At 60.6% G+C, this 17,531-nt stretch carries 14 protein-coding genes and 2 pseudogenes; 10 read left to right on the plus strand and 6 right to left on the minus strand.

Annotated features, from left to right (window positions below; genetic code table 11):
* Positions 1 to 3 precede the first annotated feature (3 nt).
* From OKW35_RS48480 to OKW35_RS48490, 3 genes are read right to left on the minus strand one after another with little or no spacing between them, the layout of a single operon-like run.
* On the minus strand, positions 4 to 1,074 hold the full coding sequence (locus OKW35_RS48480; protein WP_035470894.1) for an MSMEG_0568 family radical SAM protein: 1,071 nt from the start codon (positions 1,072 to 1,074) through the stop codon (positions 4 to 6).
* On the minus strand, positions 1,067 to 2,089 hold the full coding sequence (locus OKW35_RS48485; protein ID WP_429555842.1) for a Nit6803 family nitrilase: 1,023 nt from the start codon (positions 2,087 to 2,089) through the stop codon (positions 1,067 to 1,069). Before OKW35_RS48485 ends, OKW35_RS48480 begins: the two co-directional genes overlap by 8 nt.
* A gap of 23 nt (positions 2,090 to 2,112) precedes the next feature.
* Complete coding sequence (locus OKW35_RS48490; protein ID WP_018420671.1) at positions 2,113 to 2,595, minus strand: MSMEG_0572/Sll0783 family nitrogen starvation response protein; 483 nt, start codon at positions 2,593 to 2,595, stop codon at positions 2,113 to 2,115.
* A gap of 385 nt (positions 2,596 to 2,980) precedes the next feature.
* Between OKW35_RS48490 and OKW35_RS48495 the strand changes: the two genes are divergently transcribed.
* The 4 genes from OKW35_RS48495 (at position 2,981) to hpnK (ending at position 8,111) form a co-directional block, all read left to right on the plus strand.
* Positions 2,981 to 4,372, plus strand: a complete 1,392-nt coding sequence (locus tag OKW35_RS48495; protein ID WP_429555843.1) for a PLP-dependent aminotransferase family protein — start codon at positions 2,981 to 2,983, stop codon at positions 4,370 to 4,372.
* Positions 4,373 to 4,506: 134 nt separating this feature from the next.
* Positions 4,507 to 5,241: an IS6 family transposase gene (locus OKW35_RS48500; protein ID WP_429555844.1), complete on the plus strand. Its 735-nt coding sequence runs from the start codon at positions 4,507 to 4,509 to the stop codon at positions 5,239 to 5,241.
* An 805-nt stretch (positions 5,242 to 6,046) separates the two neighbouring features.
* Complete coding sequence (gene hpnI / locus OKW35_RS48505; protein WP_429555845.1) at positions 6,047 to 7,291, plus strand: bacteriohopanetetrol glucosamine biosynthesis glycosyltransferase HpnI; 1,245 nt, start codon at positions 6,047 to 6,049, stop codon at positions 7,289 to 7,291.
* Positions 7,281 to 8,111 carry a hopanoid biosynthesis-associated protein HpnK gene (gene hpnK, locus OKW35_RS48510; protein WP_429555846.1) on the plus strand — a complete coding sequence of 277 codons (831 nt, stop codon included), beginning with the start codon at positions 7,281 to 7,283 and terminating at the stop codon, positions 8,109 to 8,111. The genes hpnI (OKW35_RS48505) and hpnK overlap by 11 nt, the downstream gene beginning before the upstream one ends.
* A 92-nt stretch (positions 8,112 to 8,203) precedes the next feature.
* On the opposite strand, the pseudogene OKW35_RS48515 reads toward hpnK, so the two are convergent.
* Positions 8,204 to 8,709: pseudogene (locus tag OKW35_RS48515) on the minus strand (transposase); the annotation flags it as partial.
* A 555-nt stretch (positions 8,710 to 9,264) separates the two neighbouring features.
* Between OKW35_RS48515 and OKW35_RS48520 the strand changes: the two are divergent.
* The 6 genes and pseudogenes from OKW35_RS48520 to OKW35_RS48545 form a co-directional block, all read left to right on the plus strand.
* A pseudogene (locus OKW35_RS48520) lies at positions 9,265 to 9,387 on the plus strand (NAD(P)H:quinone oxidoreductase); the annotation flags it as partial.
* Positions 9,388 to 9,921: 534 nt separating this feature from the next.
* On the plus strand, positions 9,922 to 11,343 hold the full coding sequence (gene hpnJ / locus OKW35_RS48525) for a hopanoid biosynthesis associated radical SAM protein HpnJ (protein WP_429555847.1): 1,422 nt from the start codon (positions 9,922 to 9,924) through the stop codon (positions 11,341 to 11,343).
* Between the two features lie 84 nt (positions 11,344 to 11,427).
* On the plus strand, positions 11,428 to 12,636 hold the full coding sequence (hpnI, locus tag OKW35_RS48530) for a bacteriohopanetetrol glucosamine biosynthesis glycosyltransferase HpnI (RefSeq protein ID WP_429555891.1): 1,209 nt from the start codon (positions 11,428 to 11,430) through the stop codon (positions 12,634 to 12,636).
* A gap of 594 nt (positions 12,637 to 13,230) precedes the next feature.
* Positions 13,231 to 13,557 carry a hypothetical protein gene (locus tag OKW35_RS48535; RefSeq protein WP_429555848.1) on the plus strand — a complete coding sequence of 109 codons (327 nt, stop codon included), beginning with the start codon at positions 13,231 to 13,233 and terminating at the stop codon, positions 13,555 to 13,557.
* A 167-nt stretch (positions 13,558 to 13,724) separates the two neighbouring features.
* On the plus strand, positions 13,725 to 14,957 hold the full coding sequence (locus tag OKW35_RS48540) for a lysylphosphatidylglycerol synthase transmembrane domain-containing protein (protein WP_429555849.1): 1,233 nt from the start codon (positions 13,725 to 13,727) through the stop codon (positions 14,955 to 14,957).
* A 339-nt stretch (positions 14,958 to 15,296) separates the two neighbouring features.
* Positions 15,297 to 15,995: an IS6 family transposase gene (locus tag OKW35_RS48545; protein ID WP_429555850.1), complete on the plus strand. Its 699-nt coding sequence runs from the start codon at positions 15,297 to 15,299 to the stop codon at positions 15,993 to 15,995.
* Between the two features lie 224 nt (positions 15,996 to 16,219).
* Here the strand turns inward: OKW35_RS48545 and OKW35_RS48550 are convergent, their stop codons facing one another.
* A complete protein-coding gene (locus OKW35_RS48550) occupies positions 16,220 to 16,720 on the minus strand; it encodes a hypothetical protein (protein ID WP_429555851.1) in 501 nt (166 codons plus the stop codon).
* Positions 16,717 to 17,481 (minus strand): glycosyltransferase family 2 protein, encoded by a 765-nt coding sequence (locus tag OKW35_RS48555; RefSeq protein ID WP_429555852.1) that lies wholly within the window; start codon positions 17,479 to 17,481, stop codon positions 16,717 to 16,719. The genes OKW35_RS48550 and OKW35_RS48555 overlap by 4 nt, the downstream gene beginning before the upstream one ends.
* Positions 17,482 to 17,531 lie beyond the last annotated feature (50 nt).

Raw genomic sequence — 17,531 nt, forward strand, 5'->3', positions numbered from 1 at the left:
AAATCACTCCTCGTACGAAGACAGCGACGAACACGCACCGCACTTGCCGCAACCGGCTTTGATATCCGCCGATCGCATCGCAGCCTCGCTGAGCATCGCGCCGATCGGCGCGAGCACCGACCGCATGAACTCGGGCGTCGGCGCCGGATGATCTTCTAGCGGCGTGCCGCTGATCGGCACGAACGGCACGACGAACGGATACACGCCAAGGTCGATCAGTTCGCGCGCCATCGCGACGATCGCGTCGGCCGTATCGCCGAGACCCGCGAGTATGTACGTGCTGACCTGGCCGCGTCCGAACACAGCCACCGCCGCCTCGAACGCTTCCATGTAGCGCGACAGCGGCACGCTCGCCTTGCCGGGCATCACACGCTCGCGCACTTCGGGCGTAACCACTTCGAGATGCATGCCAAGCGTATCGATGCCGCTCGCTTTCATGCGTTCGAACCAGCGGTCGTCATCGGGCGGCTCGCATTGCGCCTGAATCGGCAGATCGACGGCCGCCTTGATCGCAAATGCGCTGTCGCACAGAATTTGCGCGCCGCGATCGGAAGTCGGCGGCGTGCCAGTCGTCAGCACCATATGTTTGACGCCATCGAGCAGGACCGCGGCACGCGCGACTTCCGCGAGTTGCTCTGGAGTCTTGCGGGCAATCGTGCGGCCGGCCGCGAGCGACTGCCCGATTGCGCAGAACTTGCATGTCTTGCGACGGCTTTCGTAACGGATGCAGGTTTGAAGGACCGTGGTGGCGAGCACGTCCTTGCTATGCAGCGTGGCGATATGCGAATACGGCACACCGTCGAATGTCTGCAACGCATAGAAGCGCGGCGGTTTCGGGAAGCTGATATTCGCAATCGGGATCGTGCCGCGCATCAGCGCGCTGGTGCCGCTGACATCCGGTTGCGCCGCAACGAACGGCGAATTCCACGCGGTGCTGGTATGGACCGGCACCATGATCGTCACCCCATCGACAGTGACCGCCTTGTGGTCCGACGGACCGGCGCCGCCGCGCCGGCTCGCAGCGCCCGCATGCGGATCGACGAGACGCAGTCCCGTCGACTGCAATTCAGTCATCAATTGCCGGCTCGCTGCCGACACATTCTCGCGTGCGCTCATGGAAGGCTCCTGTAGTGCCGTGGAAGGCGTCGTCGGCCGGGGCCATCGACGTGACGGGCAATGCGGGCGAATCATTGATCGCAAGACGCAGCAGTTCGGGCCGCGCATAGTGACCGACCGAATCCATCATGCGTTTGCGTTTTGTGATCAGCGACATGTCGAGATCGGCGATCACCATGCCCTCGCCTTCGCGCAACGGCTCGCAGAGATGCTGGCCTTCCGGCGACACGATGGCGGTCATGCAGCCGCCGCGCAGCGCTTTTTGCAGCTTTGGATCGCTCGTCACGGAGTCGATCTGTGCATCGGTCAGCCAGCCCGTCGAGTTGACGACGAAGCAGCCCGATTCGAGCGCGTGATGGCGGATCGTTACTTCGATCTGCTCGGCGAAAATCGGCCCGACCAGCGAGCCGGGGAATTGGGCACAATGAATCTCTTCGTGCTGCGTCATCAGTGCATAACGCGCAAGCGGGTTGTAGTGTTCCCAGCACGCAAGTGCGCCGACCCGTGCAATGGCCGTTTGCGCGACCTTGAGGCCGGCCGCGTCGCCCTGCCCCCAGATCATGCGTTCATGAAACGTGGGCGTGATCTTTCGGCGCTTCAGCACGAGCCGCCCATCCGCGTCGAAGATCAATTGCGTGTTGTACAGGCTGCCGTGATCGCGCTCGTTGACGCCGAGCACCACCACCGTCCCGTGCATTCGCGCACGCTCCGCGACCGCATGCGTGACCGGCCCCGGCACGACGACCGCTTCGTCGTAGAGCCGCATATGATCCGCACCCGACGCAACCGGTGGCCGCACGAAAGAAAAGTACGGGTAGTACGGCACGAACGTCTCCGGAAAGACGATCAGCTGCACGCCTTTGCCGGCAGCTTCGTCGATCGCCGCGCAGACCTTGTCGAGCGTGCCGGCAGCACGTTCGAGGTCCGGCGCGATCTGAACGGCAGCGGCGCGAATGACGCGTTTATCGGACATGATGATGGGCTTCCGTGACCCGGTCAGACGGTCCAGGTGTGGATGACCAGCGCGTTCTCCTTGCGATGGAGTAGCTGGATGTCGAGCACGTCGAGCGGACTGATTGGACGGATGCCTTCGATCAGCGACGCTTCGCCGTGGCCGTACAGCGCCTGCAGCGCGAAGCGGCATGCATAGACCTTGCCGCCTTCCTCCATGAACTTGATCAACTGCTTGTTGAAGTTCAGGTGACCCGGAAACGCCTCGTCGCCGAGCGTCGGGAAACCGCGTTGCAGACCCAGCGTGACGCCCGGGCCATACAGCAGCACCGACGTATCGAAGCCTTTGCGCTTGAGGCGCGTGGCCTGAAGCAGATTCACAAAGCCGATCGAACCTTCGAACGCGACCGTATGGAAGGTCACGAGCGCTTTCTCGCCGGGCTCGGCCTTGACGTCCTCGAAAACTTTCTCCTCGTAGTCGACCAGATAATCGCCGCTCTTATGAAGGGGTTGATTGACTGCTGGCATGGCACTCTCCGGTTTATCGCGTCAGTTGAAAATGAATTCCGATCAATGGGTGTATCGGCGATGGCATTAACGCAACGCCTATGCCAATCAGCGGCCCGAAAAATGCAATCATCCTCCGATCAATCAAACGGAAATTATCAGAGACGCCCGAAAAAATTTTTCGGGCGGCGGTCTGGCAGGCGCTTCAGCGAACAGCGAGAGTTCGGTAACGCGTTGATCCGGCACGCTATCCGAGCATTTTTCGCATCTTGATAGTGCATGCATTGCCAAAAGAGTGCACTGCCCCGATCAATGCGATCAAAGGATTATTCGGATGCGATCCTGATCACCTTTTGCAGATACAGCGTGGTACTGTGAATTAAGGAATTTGAACGGGCACGCCAGCATGAATACGTTGATGCATCACTGGCTCAAACGGCTCCAAGAAAGCCGCAAACCGGCCTATCTGGTCATACCGGATCTGATCGAAGAAGACGTCGCGAGTGGCCGGCTGCGCCCGCGCGACCGTTTGCCCGGTTTGCGCGATCTCGCGGGCGCGCTGCAACTGAACTACACGACCGTCGCGCGTGCGTATGCGGAGGCGCGCAAGCGCGGCCTGCTCGACGCTCGCGCGGGCAGCGGTACATTCGTGCGAGGTCGCACGCCGAGCTTGCCGCTCACGGCGGGCAGCAGCGTCGAGATGTCCATGAACATGCCGCCCGAACCGCCCGAGCTTGCCGCGCGGCTGCGCGAGTCTACCGCGAAGTTGATGCTGAGCGCGGACCCGTATCGTCTGTTGCGCTATCAGGACTTCGGCGGCACGGCGGCGGATCGCGCAGCGGGCCGCAACTGGCTTCGGCAACGCGTGCCCGATTGTGAGGATGACCGAACGTTGGTGTGCCCCGGCATTCATAGCGTGCTGGTCGCGCTGGTGTCGCAACTGGCGCGCCCCGGTGAGACCATCTGTCTCGACTCGCTCGCGTATCCCGGCATCAAGGCGATTGCATCGCAACTGGGCGTGCGTTTGCAGGCTTTGCCGCGGGACGACGAAGGGCCGTTGCCGCATGCGCTCGAAGCGCTCTGCAAAGCGGAAACGCCCCGCGCGTTCTACTGCAATCCGACACTGCAAAACCCGAGCACGCTGACGCTTTCCGTGCAGCGTCGCGAAGCGCTTGCGGACGTCGCGTTGCGCTATAGCGTGCCGATCATCGAAGACGACGCATACGCGATGCTCCCACAAGACGCGCCGATGTCGCTCGCTTCGCTTGCGCCCGAGCTGACGTACTACGTGACGGGGATGTCCAAGAGTTTTGGTGCGGGTTTGCGGGTGGCGTATCTGTGCGCGCCGACCGTGCGGCAGACGCAGCGGATTGCAGGTGCGTTACGGGCGACGACCGTGATGCCGAACCCCTACACGATGCTGCTCGCGACACAATGGATCAACGACGGCACCGCAACCGACATGCTGCGCGCGATCCGCGCCGAAGCCCACGCGCGGCAAGAAATTGCAGCGCAAGTGCTCGCGGACTGGCAGTACGAAGCGCACCCGGACGGCTTCCATCTGTGGCTACCGATTCCGACGCAATGCAGCTGGAGCGCGTCCGAACTCGCATTGCAGCTGCGCAATCAGGGCATCGGGGCAGTCGCGGGCGCGGCGTTTTCGACCGACGGCAATCCGCCGAATGCGATCCGCCTCTGCATTGGTGGGCCGCAGAACCGCGACGATTGCCGCGACGGGCTGCAACGGGTCGCCGATACGCTAGAAGACCCGCATCATCTGCATATGCCGATGATGTGATCCGAAGGCTGGCGGCGTTCGTCGCACAAGTTGCGCTGAATGCGCCCGTCTGTCGCACAGTTTTTAAAGTCTGAAAAGCGCATTCTGTCGAAGGGCGTTGTCACGTTACCGTGGCGGTCGCGTAAGATGTCGCGATGAAAAAGACGAACTCGCTCTATCACGGTCACCGCTTTCCCGCCGCAGTCATTAGCTGCGCGGTGCGTTGGTATTTCCGCTTCCAACTGAGCCTGCGCGATATCGAGGAATTGCTGTTCGAACGCGGCGTGGTGGTGAGCTACGAGACGATCCGCCGATGGTGCGACAAGTTCGGCGTGGGCTTCGCGCATCGCGTCAAGGTTGCGCGCCGCAAACCGGGCAGCACCTGGCATCTCGATGAGAGGTTCGTGACGCTGCGCGGTGAGCCATACCTGCGGTGGCGGGCCGTCGATGAGCATGGTGCCGAACTCGAGATCCTGTTGCAGAAGCGGCGTGACAAGGCTGCAGCCAAACGTTTCTTCAACCACGTACTTCGCTCATGCCCTGTGCCGCGCAAGATCGTGACCGACCAGTTGCGCAGCTACCCGGCCGCAAAGACCGACATTCCCGAATTGGCGAACGTCAAACACGTGTTCGTTAAAGCCGCGGCGCGCGTGAACAACCGAGCGGAGAACAGCCACCAACCTACCCGCGAACGCGAGCGTCGCATGCGGGGATTTCGCGACTGCAAGCGCACGCAGGCATTCCTCTCGTGTTTCGGTCCGATACGGCAGCATTTCGCGCTCAAGCGGCATCTGCTGCGTGCTTCACTCTATCGCAAACACCTCGCGGCCCGATTCGCTGCGTGGCACGAATTCACCGACCTCACCCAGAATCCGTCGAATGCTTGCTGAGCAATGATGACCTCTGCCACCATTTCGTCTCGCTACCGGCAAGTTGACAAAGCCCCTGCCACTATCCCCCATTGGCTCCGTTCCATCTTGCCGGGATGAACCTCCTAAAGACGCAGGGTCGTCAACGGTTCTCGCGATAGAGCGCCGGAGTTCAGACTGAGGTGAACAAAGTTCAGACTTTAATGGCACGCCGCATATCACTACGCCATTTAAGCTTTCCTTCAGCTTGACTCGCTACTATCGCTTTCCTTCAGCTTGACTCGCTACTATCGCCTCTCAATTGCTCACATCCATGTGGCTCTCGTTTGCACGCGAAACAGCGTCATGCTGCCGGGTCTGTCAGCTTGACGTGCCGTTCATCAACTAATGCTCGGCCCGCGCTTTCGAGACGAATTGTGCTGAGGCATTAAGCCGTGCCGCCGTCAGGTTATGAGACCATGCTATGAAACCCGCCACAGTCGGCATGCCGCGAGCCCATCTGATTGCTGCTTCGCTTATGGCCATGGCAATCGAAGTCGTGGCATTCGTCATGTTGCCGGTGCTTCCAGTTTCACAGCACGAATTCAGTTCGACACCGTTCCGTCTACTGGCGCTCGCTGCGTTCATTTGCGGCATAGTAATGATTCGCCGATCGGCGCAGATCGCGTTTGATTCGGCGGTTCAGCGTCGTCACGTCAGGTCCTATGTTTCGCAGTCACGGCACGTATCAGTGGCGACGAATTGTCCGCAACGTCGGCTCGTCACTCTCCATTTGCGTTTCAGCGGCAGACCGTTTGTGGTCGCCGAGCACTGACAGGCGCCGGCGATGACTGCCCATGCGCTGCCCGCATACCAATGGGTTCTGCTGGCCGGCTGCGGTGCAGCTTCACTCTACGCGATGCTGGCAGCCGTCGCGTTGCCCTTCTTCGCCGTCCGGGCATCCGGCGAAATCCCGCGCCCCGCGGATCCGTTCGAGTGCGCGGGCGTGAGTGTACTCAAACCGCTTTGCCGCGCTGAGCCACGCCTCTACGAAAACCTTCAGACCTTCTGCAACCAACGCCATACCCACTTCCAACTCGTGCTCGGTGTGTCCTCACCCGACGATTCGGCGATTGCGGTAGTGCGTCGGTTGCAGGCGGCCTATCCGCGGCACGACATCGAACTCGCCATTGACACCCGTGTGCACGGCAGCAATCTCAAAGTCAGCAACCTGATCAACATGGCGGAGCGGGCACGTCACGATCTGATTGTGATCGCCGACAGTGACATCGCGGTGGAATCTTATTATCTCGACACCGTCGCTGCGCCGTTGGCAGACGAGAACGTGGGCGTGGTCACCTGTCTTTACGTCGCGCAGGGCGTGGGTGGTTTCTGGCCGCGTTTCGGCGCATTGTTCATCAATGAATGGTTCGCGCCTTCGGTACGGGTCGCGCATGCGGCCGGTTCGCACCGCTTCGGATTCGGGGCGACACTGGCGCTGCGTCGGGCTACGCTCGCGCGGATCGGCGGTTTTCAAGCGCTGAAGAACTGTCTCGCCGACGATTATTGGCTCGCTGAACATGTGCGCAAGCTGGGACTGCGCACCGTGCTTTCGCGCGTGATGGTGGCCACGGACGTTATCGAGCCGGATTTCAAGACCTTGTGGCAACGCGAAACCCGCTGGTTGCGCACAATCCGCTCGGTCAACTGGTTGGGATTTGCCTTTCTCTTCCTTACCTTCTCGTCACCCTGGTTGTTTGTGGGCGCATGGCTCACTGGCGACCTCTCGGCGGGCCCATCTGATGAGCTGCATCGTTGGGCGGCGCTCGCGAGCGCCATCATCACGGCGGGTGGTACCATCGCGCGCTTGTCCCTGCATCTGCGCGCCGCGCGTCACGAGCACGCCTTTTGGCGCGATTTGATGCTTGTGCCGCTGCGCGATACGCTGCTGGCCTTGCAATGGCTGGCAGCGGCGTTCGGATCGCATGTCATTTGGCGGGGTTCGCGTGTGCCGGTGGATGCGTCCGGAGGGGCGGTCGACGGCGCCGAGCTGGCAGCAATGGACGTAATGGAGGCGTCGGATGGCGGCTAAGGTCCCCGGTCTAATCATCACCGCGGACGATTTCGGGCTCCATCCTAGAGTCAATCTCGCGGTAGAGCTGGCGCACCGTTACGGCGTCTTGACGACGGCAAGCCTCATGGTGGGAGCACCCGCGGCGGCCGACGCGGTGGCACGCGCCCGCTCGATGCCGAAATTGAGGGTCGGTCTGCACCTCGTATTAGCCGATGGCGATGCAATCGCTCCGCATCGAGAAATTCCCGCGCTGCTCAATGCGCATGGCCGCTTCGGCGAGAACATGGCGCGCGACGGCGTGCGTTTTTTCTGCCTACCCAATGTGCGAAAGCAGTTGGCACGAGAAGTTCGCGCTCAGTTCGATGCGTTTGCAAAAACGGGTTTGATGCTTGATCACGTTAATACACACAAGCATTTTCATTTACATCCGACTGTGCTCGGGCTGATCCTCGAAATCGGGCGAGACTATGGATTGCATGCGATGAGACTGCCGCTCGAAGTCGGTGCTCCCCTCTGGCTAAGGCCGTGGATCGCGATGGTACGCGCCCGGTTGGCACGCGAGGGAATTGCACATAACGATTATGTGGTCGGCATTGCCGGGAGCGGGCAGATGGATGAGGCGGCGTTTCTGACTGCGCTCAAAGCGTTGCCGAGCGGTGTAGTTGAGGTCTATTGTCACCCTGCGGTAGAGGCAGATACTCCCTTGAGCGACGGGATGCAGTTCTATCGCCACGCGGATGAAATGCGGGCATTGATGTCGCCGCGCGTAGCAGCGGCGATCGGTGCCGCTTCCGTTCGTCTTGGCGGATTTTCCGATGTGCTGTGCACGCGACGGTAGCTGTCAGGCTTTTCCTTCAGCGGTCTCCGATCTGATGTGCGACACGGTTCGTATAAGGTATCGCGATGCGCGGCGGAGCCAGACAGCATTACCCACATTGTCTGCGACGAGTACTCGCCTTTGACCTGCGCGTAAATCGCCTTGATGTTTGCCAGCAGTATGTCGTTGCTCAGGCCGTTTCGCCGCGGCTTGTCCCGCGCAGCCCGTTGTCGGCGCGGATAATAGCCGCTGGGACTGATCTCCAGCTCTTCGCACAGCACTGAGACCGGCCAGTGGCGCCGATTGCACTCGATGAACGCGTACTTCGCATCGATTCCTTCGCGAAGTGCGCGCGCACGTTTTAGAATATCGCGCTCCATCTTCAGGCGAGCCACTTCCGCACGCAGCCCCGCCAGCTCCGCCTGTTCCGGGCTAGCAGGCTTCGCGCCCGCTCTTGCCAGTTTGCCTTCCCGGTCAGCCTTTACCCAGTTGTACAGCGCCTGTTCCACCACACCCAGGGTTGGCGCCACTGCCGCCATGCTTTGCCCAGCCTTGACAGTCGCACCGCTTCCAGTTTGAACTCGAGCGTATACTGCGCTCGCTTTGGCTTGCCGGTCATCATTCTTCTCCGTGCTTGAGTTTAGCTGCTCAGCAAGGGATTCGTTTATCGGGGGCAAGCTCAGTTTTGTGCCGCGGCCGGATTGGCGGTGGCGGCAAGAAGCTGGCTCAACCGAAGCACCTTGGGTGCCGTAATGCGCCTCTCGCGCGGTAGCGTGCCTGTGCTTGCACAAGCCGTCGGCCACCTTGATGCGGCCGATCTTCGAAACGGATGGTGGAGGGCCCCGCTGTGCCGCCCCTAGCGCGCTCGACACGCTACGCGCTCAAAAGGATTGGGTGGAACGCGGACGGCTTCCACTGTCGACGTGCTGTGCCAGCAGCGCCTCCAGCGCGCACGAGGCCATGCGCGCCGATACAGTGTCCGCGCGGCTCGGTCGGTGGCTGGGTCCGGCGTCGCGTTGCCCCGAAATTGAGTGACTTGATCATGTAATCTTACTTATGCCTGACAGCAAAACATAATGCCTGATTTGCAACATTGAATTAAGTCATCTGTAGTAAAAGATCGGTCTATGTCTACGCACGAATGGCTCCTTGACGGTCCGCACCACATATATGCCCCTACGGCGCGACCACGCTGGCAGGCGCTGACGGAAGCCGGCAACCGTCGCAGAACGAACTGGAGATCGCGCGCCATCAGGGCAGGCACGTCGCCGGACTCGCGGCGAAAATCGCTGGGTAGCTTATGGCATGGGGAGAGCGTCGATCCAACGCTCTCTTTTTCAAACTCGGGTAGTATCTGCGCATTCGCAACTGAACAGAAGAATCCAGCAGTAGCAATAAAGATGTAAGAGTTTTGCCGTATTCTCCCCGACCTTGATAGTTTCAGGACAGCTAGTTCCATGCCGGACAGAACACATGACCGTTTTCACAATAGCCAGAACGATCTTTTGATCGACACGAGACGCATCGAAAGCGTCTTCGACTCATCCCAACGTCAAAATTTTTCGGCTGCACTGGTCGGCCACGGGCGGTCGATCGAACGAGCAATGCATTCCAGAATGGTTCGATCACCGCTCGACACGCGAAGGGCCATGATGGCGTGATGCACGGCGTGGCCCGATCGGGCCATGCATTATCGGGGTGCTGCAAAAACGTGATGCTGAAATGCGGATCATCAGCAGACCGTCCATTCAGGGTCACTGCCCAGCACGCAAAGCCGCCTGTCAGATCATTCATCAAGCCAGAAGGCTCAACAGAGCCCGTCCGAACAACTATGAAAACACTATTTTTGCAGGCGCCGTCGTATGACGGCTTCGACGGTGGCGCGGGTTCGCGCTACCAGGCCAGGCGTGAGGTGCGCTCGTTCTGGTACCCAACGTGGCTCGCGCAGCCCGCCGCACTCATCCCCGATAGCCGTGTACTCGACGCGCCCGCGGACAGCCTGTCCGTTGTTGCCTCGCTTGAGATCGCGCAGCAACATGATCTGGTGATCATCCACACCAGCACCCCGTCCTTTCCGACTGACGCCCTGTTTGCCGAAGATCTGAAAAAGCGCAAGCCTTCGGTGCTGATCGGCATGGTCGGCGCGAAGGTCGCGGTCGATCCGCACAATTCGCTCACCGCGAGCGAGGCGATCGATTTCGTCTGCCGCGAGGAATTCGACTTCACGTGCAAGGAAGTCAGCGAGGGCAAGCCGCTCGCGCAGATCAAGGGCTTGAGCTATCGCGCGGCGGACGGTTCGATCGAGCACAACGAAGCGCGCCCGATCCTGGAGAACATGGACGAACTGCCGTTCGTCGCGCCCGTCTACAAGCGCGATCTGAAGATCGACAACTATTTCATCGGCTATCTGAAGCATCCCTACGTGTCAATCTACACGGGCCGAGGCTGTCGCTCGAAATGCACGTTCTGCCTGTGGCCGCAAACAGTCGGCGGACATCGTTACCGCACGCGTTCGGTCGAGAACGTGCTCGAGGAAGTGAAGTGGATTCGCGACAACATGCCCGAAGTCAAGGAGATCATGTTCGACGACGACACCTTCACCGACTTCAAGCCGCGCGTCGAGGAAATCGCCCGCGGCCTCGGCAAACTGGGCGTGACGTGGTCCTGCAACGCAAAGGCGAATGTGCCTTACTCGACGCTGAGGGTCATGAAGGAGAACGGACTGCGCCTCCTGCTGGTCGGCTACGAATCCGGCGACGACCGCATCCTGCTGAACATCAAGAAAGGTTTGCGCACCGACATCGCGCGCCGTTTCAGCGACGATTGCCGCAAGCTCGGCATCAAGATTCACGGCACCTTCATTCTCGGCCTGCCGGGCGAAACGCAGGACACGATCCAGAAGACGATCGAGTACGCCAAGGAGATCAATCCGCACACGATCCAGGTGTCGCTCGCCGCGCCATATCCCGGTACGACGCTCTACAACCAGGCGGTCGAGAACGGCTGGCTCGAAGAGAACAAGGTCATCAATCTCGTCAGCAAGGCGGGCGTACAGCTCGCGGCGATCGGCTATCCGCATCTGTCGCGAGACGAGATCTACCACCAGGTCGAAAACTTCTATAAGCGTTTCTATTTCCGCCCCTCGAAAATCTGGGAAATCCTGCGCGAGATGTTGACGAGCTGGGACATGATGAAACGGCGCTTGCGTGAAGGCGTCGAGTTCTTCCATTTCCTGCGTGCCCACCAGGCGTGATCGCCGCGCGCTCCCCTCGGGCAACCCGCGTAAGGCGCCGACGTGAAGCTTGTGTGGATCATTCTCCCGCCCGGTCTGCTGCTCATGACCGGACTGGTCGCATTCGAAGGTCCGATGCGTGCGGCCCATCTGCTGCTCCTCGCGCTGCTAGGTATCTCAGTTTCGGCGGCTGTAGGCGGCATCAGTTATACGTTGCTGGCAAGCGTATTGATTTCGCGTTTTTTTGCGCGCCCGACTTCAGTTGCCTCCAGCTACCCGCCGGTAACGGTCGTCAAGCCGCTGCACGGTAACGAGTGGAACCTGCTTAATAACCTGTCGAGCTTCTGTCAGCAGGATTACCCGGGTGACGTGCAATATCTGTTCGGTGTGCATGATGCTGCTGACCCTGCGTTGGAGACGGTCGACGAGCTGCGCACGCTGTACCCTGAAGCGCACATCACGGTGGTAGCGGATGGCCGCCTGTACGGGCCGAACAGGAAGATCAGCAACATCGTGAACATGATGCCGCAGGCGGCCCACGAGGTGCTGATCTTCGCGGACAGCGATGTCAGCGTGAGCCCGGAATACTTGCGCAGCATCGTAGGCGAACTCCAGAAGCCGGGCGTGGGCCTCGTGACCTGTATCTATCACGGAAACGCCGCTCCGGGGTTCTGGCCACGCCTGGCTGTCAATGCAATCAACTACCAGTTTGTTCCCGGCGTGGTGACAGGCCTGACACTAGGTCTGGCGAAACCATGCATGGGACCGACCATCGCAATGCGCCGCGCGATGTTAGACAAGATCGGCGGTTTCGAACAGTTTGCCCATCATCTCGCCGAGGACCATGCGATCGGCCGGGCTGTGCGCATGGCCGGCGAGCGCGTGGTGATTCCACCGCTCTCCATTTCCCATGCCTGTGTTGAAACGAGCGTCGCAAGCCTGATCTCGCACGAATTGCGCTGGAGCCGCACAATCCGCTCTATCGATCCGGCAGGCCATCTAGGCTCTGCGCTGATGCATCCGTTCGCGTTCTCCACGCTGGCCATCGTCCTGTCGGGGGCCGCAAGCTGGTCGTGGTTGCTTGCCGCGATCACCCTGCTGGCACGCCTCGGGCTGAAGGTTCGGGCGGACCGGGCGTTGTGCCACACCGATCGCGGCCCGTGGTTGCTGCCAATATGGGATATTGCGCTGTTCCTGGTATTCCTCGCGAGCTACAGTTCCACGCGGGTTGCGTGGCGCGGCTTCACTTTTCACGTGGACCGGACCGGCATGCTACATTCATCCGAATCCGAGCGCGGACCGGAGCCCGGTTAGATCGTGCTGGGTCCGCCTGGTGCTATCTGTCGTTCGGATGTCCGCGTCACGAGCGTGGCCAGCCTCCCAAGATAGGCGCACTCAGCCTGCCAAGCCGGGGAAGGCGAGCGTTGGCAGAAGTTTTGCCTGACGAACCAGCCCGGGCTAGCGCATACCTTCAGACGTTCGAGGTTGATCACGGTGTCGTGTGGATGCGCGAACACATGGCCATTCGTCGGGCGTGGTCGGGGCCGAGCCGCTGCCCGGCTCCTATCCGTACCGCAACGTTCGCGGCACGCCCACGTCGACGGCAGAAAATCTGCGAGACTGGTGGCTCACGCATGTTCTCCCCGTCGCCCCCGCGGTTCAGGCACGTTTGTCATGGCAATCCGACTTCGAAAAGCACTCGCTGTGCTGCTCGTGTCAGGCGCAGGCCTTTGCCCCGTCGTGGCACACGCGCTTGATGCTGGGCGCGTCCGCACGCGTTCATTGGGCCGGCTCATCAATAGTCAATACGTCGACCCGAATCCGATGCACGTCGAGGCGAATGGGGTCAACGCGTTTCGGCCGGCGCACGGCAGCGATATAACCGCCTTCGGCTTTCATGTGTAGCCCGTGATCGGCTACGAGCAGGACGACGGACTGTCCAAGAAAGGCTCCGGCGACGCATCCACAGGCCCGCTGTACGGTTCGGTTCTGTCCACGCCCAGCGCAGCGGTCGAATCACGCTTGCGCGCGGCAGGCAGCAGCGCTACCGTTCGTACGGTGATTCCGTTGTTGCTGACCGCGGTGATCTGCAGTGCATCTTGTCGCGCGGCGTCCTATTTGGCCACCGTGCAAGGCTTTCTGCCTGCCACGCGCATGGTCGCCCACGCGAGGCTGGAAATTTGGGAAGGACCACTTCTCCAGAGAGCCGAACGGGTAGTTCCGACCCGTCATTGAGTCAGTCGACCAGCTCATTGACGGCGGCCCGCTCCCACGATACATCGACAATGGTCGCAATACCGATTTCTCAACGGCACGAACTGATGTCGATGAGTCGCAACGTCGCGACACCATTTCAACGCTATGCATCGGCTTGCCGCTGACACCGTAGGACCGGTTATTGGATGTCGCTCACTACGACTGACATCATCATGCTGAGAAAGCTGGTACGATCGCGACCGCCGGCCGTGCTATGCAGCGTCGCATTGTCTCGCATCGCACTCACACAGGTAATGACGCTGCTGGAACGATCCCTACATCGGCATGCATATTCGTCCGCCTACGTCGGCGCAGAGCAACCTGCGAACACCAAGCCCCGTTTCCCCGCGGCCAGTTCTGGGGCGGCTCTTTTGAGCAGCCCTCGCAAACGAAACACGGCGACGATGCTGGCTGTGCTTGGCGTCGGATTGGCCGTGGGCGCGCCTTTCATACTGGGCTCTCACCAGTCGCTTGCCGGGCTGCGGACCGTCTCAGTGCACATGTTCCTGGCGTTGGCGGCAAGCGCCGCTGCCAGCGCGCTGGGTAAGGCGGGCAAGCAACACCTGATGCAAACGGCGCTGGGCTTGCGTCTTCCTTTCATGCACACGTATGGTATCGCCCTGGTGACCGACTCTGCCTTTCTCGTCTCGCCTCTGGGTGCAGCAGGATATGGCGTTAATATCGGGTTGCTGCAGCGCGCTGGAGCCTCGGGGGCGACTGCCACGACGGTCGTCGGTGCCGACCAGGCGCTCGACGTGGCTTTCTTGACGGTGGCGGTGCCGATCGCGATTGCGTTCGCTGTCAGTCCGCTGGCTCAGGTCGTTCCGAGGGCACACATATCTATGGTCGTCGGGATGCTGGCAGGTGTCGCGATCCTTATAGGCTCGCTGTGGGCGTGCCGCCGGAAAGTCGCGAGCGCGCTGGATGCCTCATGCCGTCGCATTCAATGGCTCGGGACACAGCGAGCCCGGTGGGACAAGTTCCGCCAGAGTGTGCGCCGGCAAGCGGGGCTGCTCATGAGGGGGTCTCACCATCGGTTTGCCGGCTTGCTGGTGTTCACTACGCTGCAATGGCTGCCTCGCTATGGCGTCCTGTGGTTCGTGCTGCTCGAACTCGGCTACCGGTTGCCACTCGGATTCATTCTGGCGGTGCAGGCTGTGGTTCTGCACGCGGCGCTTTGGACAGGGATACCGGCCGGCGGGGCCGCCGGCGACCTGGCGCTTGCGGCAGCATTTGCAAACTGGGTTCCGCACGATGCTATGGCGACGGCTCTGGTCCTTTGGCGCATCGCGACGCTCTATTTCCCGCTGATGCTCGGTGCTGCGGGCTTCTTAGCTCTTGCCTGCCTGCGGGGCTCGGTAGCGCCGGCTACGGAATAAGGACCTCGGGAATCATCAAAGCATGCTGTCGCGCGTCTTTCTGATCTGTACCGAAAACGATGCGCGATCAGCATGATCGACCCGCAAACAGCATAGACGAAACGTCGCAAGGTCGGCGACGAGACGTACATCCGCGTCAAGGGGGAATAGCGGTCTCTCTACCGGCCGTCGACAAGGACGTTAATGTAAAGCCGCGATGACGCGTACAGCTGTGCCAGCGCGTTCCGGGCATCGACACCGCTCAGCCGGCCATAACCGACCAGTCGCCGCACGACGTGGTTCCGTCGCAATAGCGGCGGCTGGTATGCTGGGGGACCTTACAGAACGATGTGAACGACAATGAAAGCGCTCAGTCCGGCGGTAGCCAAGGTGCTGAAACGGTTGCACTATCCGCTTGAGATCATGTTGGTGTGCGTGCGTTGGTACGTGGCCTACCCGCTGAGCTTGCGCAATCTCGAAGAGATGATGGCCGAACGCGGGATCGCGGTCGATCATTCGACCGTTCACCGGTGGGCCATCAAGCTTCTGCCGGTGCTTGAAAAGGCGTTCCGCCGCTGCAAGTGCCCGGTCGGCAAGAGCTGGCGTGTCGACGAGACCTACATCAAAGTCAAGGGGCAATGGACCTATCTGTACCGCGCCGTCGACAAGGCCGGCAACACGGTTGACTTCCTGCTGCGAGCCAGGCGGGACAAGGAGGCGGCCCGACGGTACTTCGAGAAGGCCATCGATCAGAATGGCGTGCCCGAAACCGTAACCATCGACAGGAGTGGTGCCAATCTGGCCGGGCTGCACGCCGTGAACGCCGAGCGTGAGACGCCTATCAAGATCCGCCAGGTCAAGTATCTCAACAACATCGTGGAACAAGACCATCGGGCGATAAAGCGCCGTACCCGACCCATGTTGGGATTCAAGATATTTCGTTGTGCGCGCATCTTGTTAAGCGGCATTGAACTTAGGCATATGATCGCCAAGGGGCAGACGAAAGGCTGTGGCATCGGACAGACTCCCGCGGAGCAGTTCTACTCGTTAGCGGTATAAGTAGTCCTCAGCATGCTGGCCATTGTTCAACGCACTTTTCTTAGTGCGACAGAACCTTGCCGCGAATGCCCGATACCATTTCCAGCGTTTAGCAGGAACCGCGCTCACGCTTCGAGCGATGATCTGGCGCTGGCTAGCAACTATCATGGTTACCATGTCGCGGCATGACTACACGCTGCTGCGTGGCCTTCTACGAACGCCCTGATTCGCCCCGACCCATTTGCTCACTGCGGTACAAGCATGTTTGCGACCTGTTGCACACGATGCTTGCCGAGGTAGCAATGTACGTAGACTCGAGTGTTGGGGTGGCTGCGGACGAAGGCGCGGACCTTCGCCAGTGCAGCGGCGTTCAGTTTGCTGTTGGCGGGCTCACTGCTATCCATGGGGGCGTTTAACTCTTCCATGTCAAACGCGGACGCCAGTTCGTTTTCGCGGGCAATAAGCGGCTTCTCGTAGACGAGATCCTGGTTCAGCAGCGAAATGACGACGCGCACGCCGCTGCGCCGTAGTTCCATCAGCCTCGCTTCGCTCGGGTAGGGACCGATGATGACGTTCGGCGTAACTTGCCGCTCCCCTGCCTGGATCGCGTGCAGCGGAAACAGATAGGGCTCGAAGGTCGCGAAGTTGGCCAGCGCGAGATAAACGGGTGCGGCGAGGATCACCGAAAGCAGACACAGACGAACCAGCAAAGACACGAGCTTTGCGCCGATCAAGCCCTCGCTCATTTTGCCGGCTCCGTTTTCTTGCTCGTGATCGATTCGCGCTTGATGACGCCCCAGTTCTTTCGCCAGATCTGAACCGTGCCGATCAGGCGCTCCACTGTCAGGAGCTGGCGATAGCCGAGATACTCGAAGGTCCCGAGCAGAGCGATCTTGTACGAATCGCGGATCCGCGCATAACGATGCAGCGTGAAGTTGGCGAGCATGACCGCCGCAGCATTGAGCCACATGCCCCAGCCAACCGAGGCGACAAAAAACAGCTGGACATAGAGCGGATCGAGCCTCTTCATGAACAGGAAGGCAATGAATCCGGCGTAGCCGATGAACTCGATTAGCGGACCCAGCAATTCGACCACGAGAAAATACGGCATGGCGATCATTCCGGCGTTACCGTACTTCGGGTTCAACATCATCACGCGGTTGTGCCACAGGCAGTCGACCAGGCCCCGTTGCCAGCGATTGCGCTGTCCCAGCAGCGAAAAGAGATCGGACGGCACCTGTGTCCAGCACACCGGCTCGGGAACATAGCGCACCGCATACGGAATGCCGTTATCCACGCAATGTCGGTGCAAGCGCAGCACCAGATCCATATCCTCGCCGACGGTCTTTCGAAAACCCGAGATCGCGAGCACGAGATCTTTGCGAAAGATGCCGAAGGCCCCGGAAATGATGAGCAGACTGTCGATTGCATCGAACGCGACGCGCCCCGCCATAAAGCCGCGCAGATACTCAGCGATCTGAATATTGGAACAGGTCCTATCGGCCATCTTGAGACATTCGTAGGCGCGCCGCGGCGGACACTGCAATGTCGGCTTCG

It is taken from the genome of Paraburkholderia sp. MM5477-R1 (assembly GCF_050436385.1).
Classification (GTDB): Bacteria; Pseudomonadota; Gammaproteobacteria; order Burkholderiales; family Burkholderiaceae; genus Paraburkholderia; species Paraburkholderia tuberum.

What these genes read in the sequence shown, in the direction of transcription:
- OKW35_RS48480 (WP_035470894.1), bottom strand. Translation starts at nt 1,074, where the DNA reads ATGACTGAATTGCAGTCGACGGGACTGCGTCTCGTCGATCCGCATGCG.
- OKW35_RS48485 (WP_429555842.1), bottom strand. Translation starts at nt 2,089, where the DNA reads ATGTCCGATAAACGCGTCATTCGCGCCGCTGCCGTTCAGATCGCGCCG.
- OKW35_RS48490 (WP_018420671.1), bottom strand. Translation starts at nt 2,595, where the DNA reads ATGCCAGCAGTCAATCAACCCCTTCATAAGAGCGGCGATTATCTGGTC.
- OKW35_RS48495 (WP_429555843.1), top strand. Translation starts at nt 2,981, where the DNA reads ATGAATACGTTGATGCATCACTGGCTCAAACGGCTCCAAGAAAGCCGC.
- OKW35_RS48500 (WP_429555844.1), top strand. Translation starts at nt 4,507, where the DNA reads ATGAAAAAGACGAACTCGCTCTATCACGGTCACCGCTTTCCCGCCGCA.
- hpnI (WP_429555845.1), top strand. Translation starts at nt 6,047, where the DNA reads ATGACTGCCCATGCGCTGCCCGCATACCAATGGGTTCTGCTGGCCGGC.
- hpnK (WP_429555846.1), top strand. Translation starts at nt 7,281, where the DNA reads ATGGCGGCTAAGGTCCCCGGTCTAATCATCACCGCGGACGATTTCGGG.
- hpnJ (WP_429555847.1), top strand. Translation starts at nt 9,922, where the DNA reads ATGAAAACACTATTTTTGCAGGCGCCGTCGTATGACGGCTTCGACGGT.
- hpnI (WP_429555891.1), top strand. Translation starts at nt 11,428, where the DNA reads ATGACCGGACTGGTCGCATTCGAAGGTCCGATGCGTGCGGCCCATCTG.
- OKW35_RS48540 (WP_429555849.1), top strand. Translation starts at nt 13,725, where the DNA reads ATGTCGCTCACTACGACTGACATCATCATGCTGAGAAAGCTGGTACGA.
- OKW35_RS48545 (WP_429555850.1), top strand. Translation starts at nt 15,297, where the DNA reads ATGAAAGCGCTCAGTCCGGCGGTAGCCAAGGTGCTGAAACGGTTGCAC.
- OKW35_RS48550 (WP_429555851.1), bottom strand. Translation starts at nt 16,720, where the DNA reads ATGAGCGAGGGCTTGATCGGCGCAAAGCTCGTGTCTTTGCTGGTTCGT.
- OKW35_RS48555 (WP_429555852.1), bottom strand. Translation starts at nt 17,481, where the DNA reads ATGGCCGATAGGACCTGTTCCAATATTCAGATCGCTGAGTATCTGCGC.